This is a genomic window from Actinomadura logoneensis (assembly GCF_003428695.1).
GTDB classification, from domain to species: Bacteria; Actinomycetota; Actinomycetes; order Streptosporangiales; family Streptosporangiaceae; genus Spirillospora; species Spirillospora logoneensis.
The window spans coordinates 1-14,261 of the sequence record NZ_QURH01001028.1 but is presented as its reverse complement, the minus strand read 5'-3'; the positions used below and the strand labels follow the sequence as shown (position 1 = coordinate 14,261).

Annotated in this window: 14 protein-coding genes; 7 read left to right on the top strand and 7 right to left on the bottom strand. The window is 73.3% G+C overall.

All coding sequences use genetic code 11. The annotated features are described in order from the left end of the window. The coding region (locus DZF91_RS42480) for a cell division protein PerM (RefSeq protein WP_235834810.1) at positions 1 to 612 on the bottom strand (612 nt) is incomplete at its 3' end. 221 nt (positions 613 to 833) lie between these two features. On the opposite strand from DZF91_RS42480, the gene DZF91_RS35945 reads away from it, so the two are divergent. After that, the gene (locus tag DZF91_RS35945) at positions 834 to 2,027 is read left to right on the top strand and encodes an alpha/beta hydrolase (protein ID WP_158588124.1); all 1,194 of its coding nucleotides are present in this window, start codon (positions 834 to 836) and stop codon (positions 2,025 to 2,027) included. Between the two features lie 167 nt (positions 2,028 to 2,194). Here DZF91_RS35945 and DZF91_RS35940 read toward each other — a convergent pair whose 3' ends face one another. The 3 genes from DZF91_RS35940 to sucC all read right to left on the bottom strand — a co-directional run bounded on the left by DZF91_RS35940 (position 2,195) and on the right by sucC (position 6,245). Then, positions 2,195 to 3,865 carry an amidohydrolase family protein gene (locus tag DZF91_RS35940; RefSeq protein ID WP_117361488.1) on the bottom strand — a complete coding sequence of 557 codons (1,671 nt, stop codon included), beginning with the start codon at positions 3,863 to 3,865 and terminating at the stop codon, positions 2,195 to 2,197. 312 nt (positions 3,866 to 4,177) lie between these two features. After that, positions 4,178 to 5,065, bottom strand: coding sequence for a succinate--CoA ligase subunit alpha (sucD, locus tag DZF91_RS35935; protein WP_117361487.1), 888 nt, complete (start codon positions 5,063 to 5,065; stop codon positions 4,178 to 4,180). Position 5,066: 1 nt separating this feature from the next. Further along, positions 5,067 to 6,245 carry an ADP-forming succinate--CoA ligase subunit beta gene (gene sucC / locus DZF91_RS35930; protein WP_117361486.1) on the bottom strand — a complete coding sequence of 393 codons (1,179 nt, stop codon included), beginning with the start codon at positions 6,243 to 6,245 and terminating at the stop codon, positions 5,067 to 5,069. Between the two features lie 332 nt (positions 6,246 to 6,577). Between sucC and DZF91_RS35920 the strand changes: the two genes are divergently transcribed. Next, positions 6,578 to 8,470: a glycoside hydrolase family 15 protein gene (locus DZF91_RS35920; protein WP_235834809.1), complete on the top strand. Its 1,893-nt coding sequence runs from the start codon at positions 6,578 to 6,580 to the stop codon at positions 8,468 to 8,470. A gap of 64 nt (positions 8,471 to 8,534) precedes the next feature. Here the strand turns inward: DZF91_RS35920 and DZF91_RS35915 are convergent, their stop codons facing one another. Further along, a complete protein-coding gene (locus DZF91_RS35915; protein WP_117361485.1) occupies positions 8,535 to 9,311 on the bottom strand; it encodes a TSUP family transporter in 777 nt (258 codons plus the stop codon). A 144-nt stretch (positions 9,312 to 9,455) separates the two neighbouring features. Next, the gene (locus DZF91_RS35910; RefSeq protein ID WP_117361484.1) at positions 9,456 to 10,004 is read right to left on the bottom strand and encodes a GNAT family N-acetyltransferase; all 549 of its coding nucleotides are present in this window, start codon (positions 10,002 to 10,004) and stop codon (positions 9,456 to 9,458) included. A gap of 79 nt (positions 10,005 to 10,083) precedes the next feature. Here DZF91_RS35910 and DZF91_RS35905 point away from each other — a divergent pair, with 79 nt between their 5' ends. Next, a complete protein-coding gene (locus DZF91_RS35905) occupies positions 10,084 to 10,671 on the top strand; it encodes a TetR/AcrR family transcriptional regulator (protein ID WP_117361483.1) in 588 nt (195 codons plus the stop codon). A gap of 66 nt (positions 10,672 to 10,737) precedes the next feature. After that, complete coding sequence (locus tag DZF91_RS35900; RefSeq protein ID WP_158588122.1) at positions 10,738 to 11,586, top strand: amidohydrolase family protein; 849 nt, start codon at positions 10,738 to 10,740, stop codon at positions 11,584 to 11,586. Here the strand turns inward: DZF91_RS35900 and DZF91_RS35895 are convergent. Beyond that, on the bottom strand, positions 11,571 to 11,999 hold the full coding sequence (locus DZF91_RS35895; protein ID WP_117361481.1) for a DUF3291 domain-containing protein: 429 nt from the start codon (positions 11,997 to 11,999) through the stop codon (positions 11,571 to 11,573). The genes DZF91_RS35900 and DZF91_RS35895 overlap by 16 nt on opposite strands. A 106-nt stretch (positions 12,000 to 12,105) precedes the next feature. Here DZF91_RS35895 and DZF91_RS35890 point away from each other — a divergent pair, with 106 nt between their 5' ends. The 3 genes from DZF91_RS35890 to DZF91_RS35880 form a co-directional block, all read left to right on the top strand. Then, positions 12,106 to 12,687, top strand: coding sequence for a TetR/AcrR family transcriptional regulator (locus DZF91_RS35890; protein WP_235834808.1), 582 nt, complete (start codon positions 12,106 to 12,108; stop codon positions 12,685 to 12,687). A gap of 83 nt (positions 12,688 to 12,770) precedes the next feature. Continuing rightward, positions 12,771 to 13,622 carry a sigma-70 family RNA polymerase sigma factor gene (locus DZF91_RS35885; protein ID WP_117361480.1) on the top strand — a complete coding sequence of 284 codons (852 nt, stop codon included), beginning with the start codon at positions 12,771 to 12,773 and terminating at the stop codon, positions 13,620 to 13,622. Between the two features lie 131 nt (positions 13,623 to 13,753). Continuing rightward, the coding region (locus DZF91_RS35880; RefSeq protein ID WP_117361479.1) for a sigma-70 family RNA polymerase sigma factor at positions 13,754 to 14,261 on the top strand (508 nt) is incomplete at its 3' end.

Here is a 14,261-nt window from a genome sequence, read left to right as displayed (position 1 = left end):
GTACGGGACGGCCAGCGCGACGGCGGCGCCGAGGACGGCGCGCCGCGCGCCCGTCGGCCCCGCCGCGACCGGCTGCCCCGCCTCGTCCCGGGGCAGCAGCCGCCGGATCATCCAGCCGCCGCTGCGGTACAGCAGCGCGCCGGGGATCAGCAGGACGCCGAGCGGCAGCAGTCCGACGCGTCCGCGGTCGACCGAGAAGCCCGCGTGGTGCGAGACCAGCCAGAAGTTCACCGCCGTCCGGAACACGCCGGGCAGGCCGTGCCCGAAGGCGGTGCGGGGCGCGGCGATCCAGCCGATCAGGGTGACGGTGGTGAGCACGGCGAGGCCGATCCCGATGCACCAGAACGCGGCGACGAGCCCGGTGGCCCAGAGCGGGCGCTGAACCGGGGCCGGCGGCGCCGGCCGGGAGCCGCCCTTTCCCGCTCCCGGCGCTGCGCGCTCGGCCGCCGGCTCCGCGCGGTCGGCCGCCGAGGCGGTCCGCGTGGTCTGCGAGGCCGCCGGGGAACCCGGAGCCGCCCCTGGGGACGCACCGGACGACGGGCCCGCCGGGATGCCCGCCGTCGTACCGGTCGTCGCCGTCCGCTGCCGTCCCGTCTCGCTCACGGCGTCCATGCTGACACCCTCGCCTCGTCCGACGGCCGCCCGGACCCGGCGTGTCGCCTTTGCGCCGGGCGGCGTCGGCGCGAACACCGCCCGGACGCGGCAGGATGGACGCAGAGCACGCGGCGACGGCCGGGGCCCGGAATCACCACGCGGTTCCGTCTCGTTGTGCGCATCAGGAGCGGGCGCGCCCCCGACGGGGGTGGGGGCCGTCCGCAGTCCCACGGGGAGGGATGCGGGTGTTCGGTCCGCAGAGCATGCTCGTTCTGCTGCTGATGGTCGCGGCCGTCGGCGGTCTGGCGTACGTCCTGGCCAGGCAGGGGCCGCACGTGGGGCTGCGGATCGGCGCGGGGGTGCTGGCATTCGCGCTGTCGTCGGTCTTCGGCATGGCCCTGGTCAACCGGTTCTACGACTACTACCAGACCTGGGGCGACCTGGTCGACGACCTGGCCGGACGGCATCCGGGGGTGCAGGCGCTGCCGCCGGGCGGCGGCAAGAACCTCAAGACCGGAGGCGCCCCGGCGCGGGACGGCCTGCTGGTGACGACGGCGCTGGCGGGCTCCAAGAGCCGGATCAGCCGCGAGGGCCTGGTGTACCTGCCGCCGCAGTACTTCCAGGCGCGGTACGCCTCGGCGCGGTTCCCGGTGCTGGAGCTGCTGCACGGCTCCCCCGGCGAGCCGGAGGACTGGCAGCGCGGCCTGCACGTCACCACCACCTTCAGGTCGATGGTCGACCGGCACCAGGCCAGGCCGTCGATCCTGGTGATGCCCAACATCAACGGGAACGCGCACGGCGCGGGCGGTTCGCAGTGCCTCGACCGGCCGAGGGGCGCCCGCAACGACACCTACCTCGCCGAGGACGTCCCGACCGCCGTGGAGACGTCGTTCCGCGCCGAGCCGGTCGGCGCGCACTGGGGCGTCGCCGGGTTCTCCGAGGGCGGGTTCTGCGCGGCGAACCTGGCGCTGCGGCACCCGGGGGTGTTCGGCCTCGCCGGGGTGATGAGCGGCTACTTCCAGCCGCTTCCGGAGCACGGCTCCGACCCGTTCGGCGGCGACGCCCGCGCGCGCCTGGAGAACGACCCGCTGTGGCGGGTCACCAACGCCCCTCCGGCGGCGAGGCTGCCCGCGTTCTGGCTGATGGCGGGCGGTTCCGACCGCGGGGACGTGGCGGACGCGAGGCTGTTCCACAGCGTCCTGCAGAGCCACGGCCAGGACGCGCCGATGGTCACGATCCCGCACGCCCGGCACACCTACGCCGCGTGGAACCCGGCGTTCCCGAAGTTCCTGACCTGGGCCACCGCCCGGCTCGGCGACCCGGCGCAGGGCACCGCGCCGACGCCCCGGCCGGGCAAGCTCCCGCCGGTGGGCCCGGCGGGCGTCCCCGGCGACGGGCCGCCCCCGCCCGTCCACCAGATCAAGCGCTCCTGAGCCGCCGTCCCGGCCCAGGCCGGTCCGCAATGCGCCGAGGCCCGCAACACAGCGAAGACGCCGGACGTCCTGCGGCACGGAGCCGTCTGCTACGTGGAGACGCCGGGCGTCCCGCCGCGTGATGCGGTGGGGCGCCCGGCGTCCGCACATGTGCGCGACCGGGGTGGTCAGGGAGTGGACGGCGGCGTATAGGCGGCTGTCCTCTCCCACATGCGGAGGTACGCCTCGGCCCCGTTGGCGAGGTCGCCGGTCAGCTCGGGGCCGTCGGTCTTGCGGATGTCCTCGATCCAGTCGGGGACGAGGCCGTAGTTGGCGACCCCGTCCGCGTTGACGTCCCAGGTGCGCAGTCCGGTGCGCAGGCGGTCGAGCGTGACGCCGCTGAGCGCCGTGAACGGGTACTGGACGTCGCCGCCCGCGCGCGGAGCGGGCAGCTTGCCGAAGCCGTTGGCGTCCAGGCCGTAGCCGAACCCGAACAGGCCCTGCCCGCCCGCCTGCTGGAACGCCTGCTTGGCGGTCCGCCAGCCGCCCGCGAACTGGTCGGCGGGCGAGCCGTACTCGGTGATCATGCCGCCGAGCCGGTAGATCCGCTCGTAGAAGCCGGGGTCGGTCCAGCTGTGGGAGGAGATGACGCCCGGGTAGTGCGCCTGCTCCAGCAGGGTGAGGGTCTGGTCGGCGGCCTTGACGCTCATGTGGTCGATCTGGATGATCATCTTCCGCTTGATCATCTGCTTCACCATGTACGCGCCGAGCGCGGTCAGCCCGCGGGTGTTGCAGTGCGGCGCGGCCGGGTAGAGCGGCGCGGGCAGGTTCGGCAGGCCGAGCGCCGAGGTGACGGCGGCGGGCAGGGTGACCTGCGGCGTGACCGTGTTGTCGTGCGCGGGGCCGGTGCAGGTGCGGACGTCCCAGAAGTGGCCGGTCCCGACGAGGTTGCCGAGGTTGACGGCGACCCCGCCGGTCCCGCCGTCCATCCGGACGCCGCAGAGCGCGTTGTCGAACTTGTGGCAGACGAACATGGTGCTCACGCCCTGGGCCTGCATGTGGTCCAGACCCGCGTCGATCTGCTTCTCGGTGCACTGCGGGACGTCGCGGATCTCGCGGCATCCGAACGGCTCGGACGTCTCGATGCCCTCGACCACGGCGAGCTTCCCGGACGCGGCGACCGTCCGGGCCTCCTCGGGCGTCCGGACGATCCGGAACCAGCCCTTGCCCGGGCCGCCGTTCAGGGAGTCGATGTAGTCCTGCATCCGGACGGCCTTGCCGTGTTCGAGGTCGATCGTGGCGTCCTCGTCGCAGGGGTTCTTCTTGAGCGGGTACAGCTCGCAGAGCACCCGGTTCGCGACGTACTGGTCGACGATGATCCGGAGCCCGCCCTTCCAGGCCCGTTCCAGCCAGGTGTAGTAGACCTGCTGGTGGGTGAGCGAGTCGTGCGCGGGCCAGTCCCTGAAGGTGGGCCAGCCGATCGGGTCGTGCGTGCCGAGCGGGGTGCCGTTCTTCAGGAAGTTCTCGAAGACGGCCAGCTCGCCGTTCGGGTAGTGGTCGGCGCAGTCGTGCAGCGCCGCGGCGATGCCGTCGGGGTCGAACGGCTCGCCGCAGATCATCCGGCCGCCCATGTCGTCGGCGCCCTCGATGTGGGTGTGCCCGTCCAGCAGCCCGCGGACGGTCCCGGCCGTCGAGCCGGGCAGGGAGGCGGGCGCGGAGGCGGGCGCGGAGGCAGGGCGGACGGCGTGCGCCGCCGAGGCCGTGCCGAGGGCGCAGAGCAGGGCCGCCAGCAGGACGGTGACGGCGCGCGGAGTGCGCGGGGCGCGCCGAGCCCGCCCGACGGACGCGCCGCGCGACACACGCGGAGCCCTGCGGGCGGGAGGCCGGGAGGCGAGAGGGAGGCGGGGGATGCGCGGGGGTCTCATGGCCGCTCCAGGGGGGTGGGGGTGAAGCGCTCCCTCATTAGAACATGAGCACCGTTCATGTTCTAGACCCGCGCGGAACCGCCCGGAGGAACGTGCGGAACGCCCAGAAAGGCGTGCGAAACACCCGGCCTGGACGTCCGGACGTCCGGGGTCAGAGACCCGGAGATCCGGACGTCCGGGAATACGAAAGACGCCCGCGCCGCGGGTGTGCGGCTCGGGCGTCCTTCGTGGGCCTGATCGAAGGGATCAGAGGTTGCGCATGATCTCCGCCATGAGGCGGGCGGTCTCGCTCGGGGTCTTGCCGACCCGGACGCCGACCTTCTCCAGGGCCTCCTTCTTGGCCTGGGCGGTGCCCGCGGAGCCGGAGACGATGGCGCCGGCGTGGCCCATCGTCTTGCCCTCGGGCGCGGTGAAGCCCGCCACGTAGCCGACGACCGGCTTGGTGACGTTCTTCTCGATGAAGGCCGCCGCGCGCTCCTCGGCGTCGCCGCCGATCTCGCCGATCATGACGATGGCGTCGGTGTCGGGGTCGTCCTGGAACGCCTGGAGGGCATCGATGTGCGTGGTGCCGATGATCGGGTCGCCGCCGATGCCGACGCAGGTGGAGAACCCGAAGTCACGCAGCTCGTACATCATCTGGTAGGTCAGCGTGCCCGACTTGGACACCAGGCCGATGCGGCCGGGCGTGGTGATGTCGGCCGGGATGATGCCCGCGTTGGACTTGCCGGGGGACGCGATGCCCGGGCAGTTCGGCCCGATGATCCGGGTCTTGTTGCCCTTGGACTCGGCGTACGCCCAGAAGTAGGCGGTGTCGTGCACCGGGATGCCCTCGGTGATGACCACGCACAGCGGGATCTCGGCGTCGATCGCCTCGACCACGGCGTCCTTGGTGAACTTCGGCGGCACGAAGACGACCGACACGTCCGCGCCGGTCCGCTCCATGGCCTCCTTGACGGTGCCGAAGACCGGGAGCTCGGTGCCGTCGAAGTCGACGGTGGTGCCGGCCTTGCGGGCGTTCACGCCGCCGACGACCTGGGCGCCCGAGGCGAGCATCCGGCGGCCGTGCTTGGAGCCCTCGGAACCGGTGATGCCCTGGACGATGATCTTGCTGTTCTCAGTGAGCCAGATGGCCATTTCACGCACCTGCCGCGGCGAGTTCGGCGGCCCGCTCGGCCGCGTCGTCCATGGTCTCGACCTGCTGGACGCCGGGCAGCGCCGCGTCCTTCAGGATCTGGCGGCCGAGCTCGGCGTTGTTGCCGTCGAGCCGGACGACCAGCGGGCGGTCCACGGCCTCGCCGCGGTCCGCGAGCAGCTTGTAGGCCGACACGATGCCGTTGGCGACGGCGTCGCACGCGGTGATGCCGCCGAAGACGTTGACGAACACCGACTTGACGTCGGCGTCCGACAGGACGATCTCCAGGCCGTTGGCCATCACCTCGGCGGACGCGCCGCCGCCGATGTCGAGGAAGTTGGCGGGCTTCATGCCGCCGTGCCGCTCACCGGCGTAGGCCACCACGTCCAGGGTGGACATGACCAGGCCCGCGCCGTTGCCGATGATGCCGACGTTGCCCTCGAGCTTGACGTAGTTCAGGTCGAGGGCCTTGGCCTTGGCCTCCAGCGGGTCGGCGCTGGCCTTGTCCTCGAGCTTGTCGTGCTCCTGCCGGAACGACGCGTTGTCGTCCAGCGAGACCTTGCCGTCGAGGGCCTTCACCTCGCCGTCGGCGGTGAGGATCATCGGGTTCACCTCGACGAGGGTGGCGTCCTCGTCGGTGAACACGGCCCAGAGCCGCTCGATGATCGCGGCGGCGCCGTCCAGGGCCTCCTCGGGGAGGCGGCCCTGCTCGGCGATCTGCCGCGCCCTGGCCAGGTCGATGCCGTCCAGCGGCGAGACCGGGACCATGGCGAGCTGGTCGTGCGGCACCTCCTCGATCTCCACACCGCCCTCGACGGAGCAGATGGAGAGGAAGGTGCGGTTCGCGCGGTCGAGCAGGAAGGAGAAGTAGTACTCCTGCGCGATCGCCGAGCCCTCCTCGACCAGGACCTTGTGGACCGTGTGGCCCTTGATGTCCATGCCGAGGATCTGGCCGGCCAGGGCCTCCGCCTCGTCGGCGTTGTCGGCGAGCTTCACGCCGCCGGCCTTGCCGCGGCCACCGGTCTTCACCTGGGCCTTGACGACGACCTTCTTGCTGCCAGCGGAGAAGAGCTCCTCCGCGATGGCACGCGCTTCCTGGGGAGTATGGGCGACCTTGCCGGTGGGCACCGGTACCCCGTACTCGGCAAAGAGTTCCTTTGCCTGATGTTCGAACAGGTCCACGAGGCGTCCTTAACGGATCGACAGCCAATGACCGCGGAGGAGTGGGGGGTACACGGGGACTCATGGCGCCGTGCGGCCGCCACTCTGCGGTCCGCTCCGTCGAAGGAGCCTAGTCAACTCGCGTCCATGGTCACGCCGCCGGGGTCCCGCGGTGTTCCCGGAAGGGGTGTGAAGTTCCTCATCCCGCGCTTTCCGTGCCCGCGTCCGGGGCGGGATCCGGGGGTTTGGGGCGGGTAGGAATCCGTGCGTCGAATGCCGCGTCCGTCCTCCGGGTCGACTGCGGCGTTTGGCGGAGTTTGATGTACTAAGCCCCGTCTCAAGGGGGAGGTGCGGTGGCGGACAGCGGAGTCGGCCCGGCGGTGTGGCCGACGGCCTGGCCCGGGCGGGTGCGCCGCGCGGCGGCCCTTCTGCTGGTCTCCGCACTGGCCGCGACCTGCGGCGTCTCGCTTCCGGAGGCCGGGGAGCCGGAGTGGGCCAGCCCCGGTCTGGTCGGCGGGGGCGGCTGGCCGTTCGCCGGGGACCCGCTGCCGCCGTCGGACGCCCACGGCGCGCGCTACCTCCCCGACTCCTCGGTGGTGCGGCTCGCGGACGGGCGGATCCGGCTCGTCCCGACCGGCGGCGAGGAGGCCGTCACCGTCTCCGGTTCCGATCCGCGCGTGGCCGAGGCCGTCCGCGGTGACCAGACCTGGCTGGCGCGCGGGACGGTTCCGGGCCGGCTCATTCCCTGGCTCGTGCCCTGTCCGCAAACCGGGAAGACCCGCGTGCCGCGCGGCGACGACGTCCTGCAGGCCTCCGGCGGGGCCGGGGCGCCGCTCCGCGGGAGCGCCGAGCAGCCGTCCACCGGCTCGTCCACCGGCTCGTCCCCCGGCTCATCCCCCGGCGCGGCCACCGGCTCACCCACCGGTTCGACCGTGGGACCGGCCGCGGGGCCGGCCGCGGACGCCGCGATCGCCGCGCGGGGCTGCACGCCGGTGCGGCCGAGGGTGACTGGGGCGCAGGTCCCGACGACGGGGGCTCCGACGCGTCCGCCGGTCGCCGGGAAGCCGGGCGGGCCCAAGCCGAAGCTCACCCCTAGTCCGTCGCCCACGGCCACCCCGTCCGCGACGCCGACGGACGGCCCCGAGCGCGCGGACGGCGGCAACGCCCCGCTCACCGTGGAGGCGGCCACCGCCAAGGCCGACGGCTACCGCGACATGGCCGCCCGCGCGCTCCAGGACCTGCGGCTTCTGACCAGGCCGAACGGCGCGTCCCTGGCGTCCTGGTACGGCGCGTGGCAGTACTCGTGGCCGCGCGACTCGGCGTTCGCGGCGGCGGCGTTCACCGTGACCGACCACCCGGCCGAGGCCCGGCGGATCCTGCGGTTCCTCGCCCGCGTCCAGACCACCACCGGGATGTGGGCCGCCCGCTACAACCCCGACGGCAGCCCCGTCGCGGACGGCCGGCACGCGCAGCTCGACTCGCTCGGCTGGGTGCTGTGGGCCGCGTGGTTCTTCCACACCGAGAACGCCCGCGCCGCCGCGGACCTCCCCGAGCTGTGGCAGATGGTGCGCCGCGCCGCCGACCGGCTGACCGCGTCGCTGCGCTCGGACGGCCTGCCGCCGCCGTCCTCGGACTACTGGGAGCGGCCCGCCTCGTCCGAGCAGGACCCGCGGCGCGCCACGCTCGGCGTCGTCGGGCCGGTGCTGGCCGGGCTGCGGTCGGCCGCCGCGCTCGCCCGCGACCTCGGCCACCCGGACCGGGCGAACCGGTACCGGACGGCCGCGAACCGGGTGGAGAACGGCGTCGCGGCGAGGTTCGCGCCGCTCGGCTACCCGCGCTCCCCCGTCCGGGGCGGGCTCATGGACACCTCGGTGACCTTCCTCAGCCCGCCGTTCGGCCCGGCCGACCCGGACGTGACCGAGGCCGTCCGCACCGCCGCCGGCAAGCTCGCGCTGCCGAACGGCGGCGTGCTGCCGGGCGAGCGCTGGTCGGGCAACGCGAAGGTCGCCTGGACGCCGGAGATGGCGCTGTTCACGCTGTCGGCCGCTGCGGCGGGCCGTCCGGCCGAGGCGATGGCGCGGCTGGACTGGCTGTCGGCGCACCGCACGTCCCTGGGCGCGCTGCCGGAGAAGGTGGACGAGTACGGGCGCCCGGCGGCCGTCGCGCCGCTCGGCTGGACGTCGTCGCTGGTCATCCTGAGCCTGTCCGCGCTGGAGAAGCCGCTCCCGGTCCCGTACGCGGGCTGACCCGCCGACCTCGGCGGACACCGGTGCCGTAGCAGGCGTCCCCTACGTCCGGCGCGGGTGTCGGCTACGACCGGGCGGCGAACTGCTCGTAGCCGAGCTTGGCGACCAGCAGCGTCACCACGACCAGCAGGACGGCCCGCACGAACCCCGAGCCGCGCTTGATGGCAGTGCGCGCTCCGAGCTGGGCTCCGGCCGCGTTCGCGGCGGCCATGCCGAGGCCGAGCGCCCACAGGACGTGCCCCTGGGCGGCGAACACCAGCAGGGCGCCGAAGTTGGTGCTGACGTTGATGACCTTCGCGTGCGCGGAGGCGTGCACGAAGTCGATGCCGAGCAGGGCGGTGAACACCACGACCAGGAACGTCCCGGTGCCGGGGCCGAGGATGCCGTCGTAGAAGGCGATGGCGAGGCCGGGGACCAGGATCGCGGCGGCGACCCGGCGGCGGGTGCGCAGCACGAGCCGGGGCTCGCGGCCGAGGTTCGGGCGGAGCACCACCAGCGCCGCGACCGCCAGCAGGACGACCATGATGACCGGCTTGAAGACCTCCGAGGAGATCACCGAGGCGCACAGCGCGCCCGCCGCCGACCCCGCGACCGCCAGCCCCGCCCCGGCGACCGCGACGGTCCGGTCGATCTTCGTGCGGCGCAGGTAGGCGTAGGCCGCGCTGGACGTCCCGGCGATCGAGGCGACCTTGTTCGTGGCGAGCGCGGTGGCGACCGGCTGCCCCGGGTTGAGCAGCAGCAGCGCGGGGAGCTGGATCAGCCCGCCCCCGCCGACGACCGCGTCCACCCAGCCCGCGCCCATCGCGGCCGCCAGCAGCATGACGACATGCTCGATCCCCACGCGGCGGGCCTTCCTGTAAGGACTAAACGAAGAATGTCGCTTAGCCTAGCGGGACAGACCCGGACAACGGCCACCTTTTTCGACGGCGATGCCGCTCGACAGGAGCCGTTGGAACGTGCCAAACGGTGAGGACCGGCCCCGCGGTCAGCCCTTGGACCGCCACTCGTCGGCGAGGACGGCCCACATCTGGTAGTCGCGCTGCCGGCCGTCGAAGTTGAAGCCCTGCCGGATGGTGCCCTCGTAGGTGAAGCCGATCCGCCTGGCCGTCGCGATGCTCGCCTCGTTCGACGGCTCGCAGCACCATTCCACGCGCAGCATGCCGCGCTCGTGGACCGCCCAGTCGATCATCGCGCCCACCGCCTTCGTGATCAGGCCGCGTCCGCGCACGTCCGGGTCGAGCCACACGCCGACCTCGCAGACGCGCTGCCTGGCGTCGAAGGTCCGGAACAGGGTGCCGCCGCTGAGCACGCCGTCCACCCAGATGCCGTAGAGGCGCGCGCCGTCGGCGGCCTGGGAGTCGGCGAAGCCCTGCAGGTACGCGCGCGCGGCGTCCTCGTCGAAGACCCTGGCGGCGAACGGGATGTACGGGCGGATGTCGTCGCGGACCTTCTCCACCTGCGCGTAGAACTCGGCCGCCTGCCACGGCTCCAGCGGACGCAGTTCGGCTCCCTCGGCCAGTTTCAGGGACAGCATCCCGACCTCCTGTAATGTGCGTACCGAACGTTTGTTACGCACCATAGCCCGCACCGCCGACCGGAAGGAAACCGATACCGTGCCCGCCAAGGGAGACCACGACGCCCGGCGCCGCGACGTGTCGGAGGCGGTGTGGCGGGTGCTGGCCGCGCACGGCTTCGACGGCCTGACCCTCCGCGCGGTCGCCGCCGAGATGGGCGCGTCCACGGGGCTGCTGACCCACTACTTCCCCAGCAAGAAGGCGCTGGTCGCCCACGCGCTCGACCTCGCCGAGGACCGGACGGTCGCGGGCCGCCTCACCCCGTCCGGGCGCGGCATGGCGGCGGTGCGCGAGGTGCTGGCCGACGTGCTGCCGATCTCGGACACGGCCGTCGAGATGAACCGGGTGTGGGTCAGCTCATGGGACGCCGCGCTCGCGGACCCCGACCTCGGCGCCCGGGAGACGGGCCGGTACGAGCGGATCCGGTCCGAGCGGCTGCGGCCGTTCGTCGAGCAGGCCCACGACCTCGGCGAACTGCCCCGAGACGCCGACCTGGACGACGTCACGGCGACGCTGGTCGCGTTCACCCACGGCCTGACCGTGCAGGTGCTGTTCGATCCGGACCGCTTTCCCCCGGAGCGGCAGCTCGCGCTGCTCGACGGAATGTTGACTGCTTTGTCCGGCTAACACGGGGATCGACCTCCTACCCCTTTTTCGGCCAAGATGTCCAACCACAGCCGAAAGGGGTCTTTGGTGACCGTTCTGGAGTTCGTGGACGCCCATGTCCATCATTGGAAGTCGAGCGTGCACGACTGGTACCCGATGCTTCACGCGACGCTACCGGAGGTGCCGCGCGACTATCCGCCCGAGCGGTTCCGGCGGGACGCCGAGGCCGCCGGGGTCAGGCTGCTCGGCACCGTGCACGTCTCGGCCACGACCGTCCCGGGCGCGTTCCTGGACGAGACGCGCTGGCTGGACGGCATGGACGCGCCGGACCGCCCGTCGGCGATCATCGGATCGGTGGACCCGGACGTGTCGCCACCCGTCGTCGAGGCCCAGCTCGACGAGCAGGCGCGCAGCCCGCTGTTCCGGGGCGTCCGGGTCTACGCGGGCCTGTCCCCGGAGGGCGACACCGCCACCGCGCTCCTGCGTGAGCTGGGGAAACGCGACCTCGTCCTCGACCAGGTGATCCGCGCGCCGGAGGTGGACGCCTACCTGGCGGCGCTCGCCGAGGCCCCGGACGTGCGGGTCGTCCTGGAGCACGCGGGCTGGCCCGAGACGGGCCACCCGGAGGGGTTCATCGACTGGCGGCGGGGCCTGGCCAAGCTCGCCGCGCTGCCCCGCGTGGACTGCAAGATCTCCGGTCTGGGAATGCCGCTCGGCCGGCTCGACGCCGCCGCCCTGCGCCCCTATGTCGAGACCTGCCTCGACCTTTTCGGCGTCGACCGCTGCTTCTTCGGCAGCAATTTCCCGGTGGACGGACTTTCCGGCACCTACGCCGAACTGATGACCGCCTATCAGGACGTCACGTCGGACCTTTCCGCTGATGAGCGGCGCAAACTGTTCGTGGAGAACGCGACCCGGCGCTACCGGCTGGGCTGATCCCCGGCTTCTCCCGCGATTTCACCCCGCTTTTCGGCGATCCGGCGTTCGACCTCGTCCCATCCGATCGGGAGGTCGGACGCCGGGACGCTCCAGAACACGAACACCGACTCCCGCATGACCTTCCGCTTGGCGCGCATCGACGACCGGTGCGGCTCGGCGGACGCGTAGGCGTTCACCGCCTCCCGGTCCGTCCACGCGGAGACCGTCCAGAACGTCCGCCGGAGCGGTTCGGCGCGCAGCGCGAGCCCCAGCGCCCCCGGCGAGCGCCGCGCCTGCCGCAGCAGCGCCATCGAGGCCAGGAAGAAGCCGGGCACGTGGCGCAGCGACCGCACCTCCAGCCGGGACGCCATGACCACCGCCTTGCCGTCCGGGTCGGGGGTCTCGGGGGTGGTCCAGGGCAGCGTGGGCATGGCGCCCCTCCGTCGGTTCGACGTCATCTTGACACTGACCAGTTTCAGCCGGACGACCCGAACTTGTCAACGTCAAGTTCCGTCCGGCCTGCCCTAGGCTGGACCGGTGAGTTCCCGCTACCACCACGGCAACCTGCGCCGCGCCGTCATGGACGCCGCGGTCGCCGCGATCGAGGAGTCCGGGCCGTCCGGCTGGAGCCTGCGCGAGCTGGCCCGCCGCGCCGGGGTCTCGCACGCCGCGCCCGCGCACCACTTCGGCGACAAGACCGGCCTGCTGACCGCGCTCGCCGCCGAGGGCTTCGGCCTGCTCGCCGACGCCCTCACCGCCGCCGGCGACGGGCTGCTCGACCTCGGCGTCGCCTACGTCCGGTTCGCGGTGCGGCACCGCGCCTACTTCGAGGTGATGTTCCGCCCCGAGCTCTACCGGCCGGACGATCCGGAGCTCACCGCCGCCCGCACGCGCGCGGACGAGCTGCTCGGCGACGCCGTCCGGCCGCTGTCACCCGAACCGGAGGCCGCGCTGGCCGCCTGGTCGATCGCGCACGGGTTCGCCGGGCTGTGGCTGAGCGGCGCGCTCCCCCCGGAGGTCGGCACCGACCCGGAGGCCGCCGCCCGGCCCGTCCTCGGGACGCTCTTCCCGTACGACGAGGACGGCCGTCCCGCCGCGGAGCCGCCGCGCGAGCGGTGACCACCCGCCGGCCACCGGCCCCGGTTGATCGTCTATGTTGCGGTTCGTCCATCCGACGGACCCGGTGTGGGAGTGTGTGACAGGTGAACCCGGACGATGCGCTGGCCGAGCGGTTCGAGGAGCAGCGCGCGCACCTGCGCTCGGTCGCCTACCGCATGCTCGGCTCGCTCAGCGAGGCCGAGGACGCCGTCCAGGAGACCTGGTTCCGGCTCGGCCGGACGGACGTGTCGGACGTCGCGAACCTCTCCGGCTGGCTCACCACCGTCACCGGACGCGTCTGCCTCGACATGCTGCGCGCCCGCCGGGCCAGGCGCGAGGAGCTCGGCGACGAACGGCTGCCCGACCCGATCGTCGCGCACGACCCCGAGCGCGAGGTGCTGGTCGCCGACCAGGTCGGGATCGCGCTGATGGTCGTCATGGAGACGCTCGCCCCCGTCGAGCGGCTGGCGTTCGTCCTGCACGACATGTTCGCCGTCCCGTTCGACGAGATCGCGGCGGTCATCGACCGGACGCCCGCCGCGACCCGCCAGATCGCCAGCCGCGCCCGCCGCCGGGTCAAGGAGTCGGCCCCCGCCGCCGACCCGGACCTCGACCGGCAGCGCCGCGCCGTCGAGGCGTTCCTCGCGGCGGCCCGCGAGGGCGACCTGGAAGGGCTCGTCGCGATCCTCGACCCGGACGTCGTGCTGCGCGTGGACACGGGCGCGGGCGGCGCGCTGCGCGTCGTCCGGGGCGCGCGGAACATCGCTGGCCAGGCGCTCATGTTCCGCCGGATCGCCGGGGACATCCAGACGATCGTGGTCAACGGCGGCATCGGCGCGCTCAACGTGACCGGCGGCAGCGCCCAGTCGCTCATGGCCGTCACCGTCGTGAACGGGCGCATCACGACGCTGGACATCATCGCCGACCCCGAGCGGCTGAAGGACCTCGGCGTCTGACCCCGCGAGATCCCGGTTTCCGACCACCGAAGGACCTCGGCGCCCGGCGGCGGGGAGCTTCCGGTGGCCGGCCGTCACAACCGCGCTCCCCCGCGGGTCAGGGTCGTGAGGGGCACCGATGGGAGGCGCATGTGAACGGCGAGGAGTCGCTGGCGGCGCGGTTCGAGGAGCACCGCGCCCACCTGCACGCGGTCGCGTACCGCGTGCTCGGCTCGGACACCGAGGCGGACGACGCCGTCCAGGAGGCGTGGCTGCGGGTGAGCCGCGCCGGCGACGACGGCGTGGACAACCTCGGCGGCTGGCTGACCACGATCGTCGGCCGGGTCGCGCTGAACATGCTCCGCGCCCGGACGACGCGCCGCGAGGTGTCCTGGGACGAACCGGACCTGCCCGAGGAACCGGACCTTCCCGCCGAGGCCGAGGACCCCGCCGAGGCCGCCGTCCTCTCGGACTCGGTCGGCCTGGCGCTGCTGGTCGTCCTGGAGACGCTCTCGCCCGCCGAGCGGCTGGCCTTCGTCCTGCACGACATGTTCGCCGTCCCGTTCGACGAGATCGCCCCGGTCGTGGACCGGACGCCCGCCGCCGCGCGGCAGCTCGCGAGCCGGGCCCGGCGGCGCGTCCGGGGCGCCCGCGCGGACG

What these genes read in the sequence shown, in the direction of transcription:
- DZF91_RS35910 (WP_117361484.1), bottom strand. Translation starts at nt 10,004, where the DNA reads ATGCTGTCCCTGAAACTGGCCGAGGGAGCCGAACTGCGTCCGCTGGAG.
- DZF91_RS35895 (WP_117361481.1), bottom strand. Translation starts at nt 11,999, where the DNA reads ATGCCCACGCTGCCCTGGACCACCCCCGAGACCCCCGACCCGGACGGC.
- DZF91_RS35945 (WP_158588124.1), top strand. Translation starts at nt 834, where the DNA reads ATGCGGGTGTTCGGTCCGCAGAGCATGCTCGTTCTGCTGCTGATGGTC.
- sucD (WP_117361487.1), bottom strand. Translation starts at nt 5,065, where the DNA reads ATGGCCATCTGGCTCACTGAGAACAGCAAGATCATCGTCCAGGGCATC.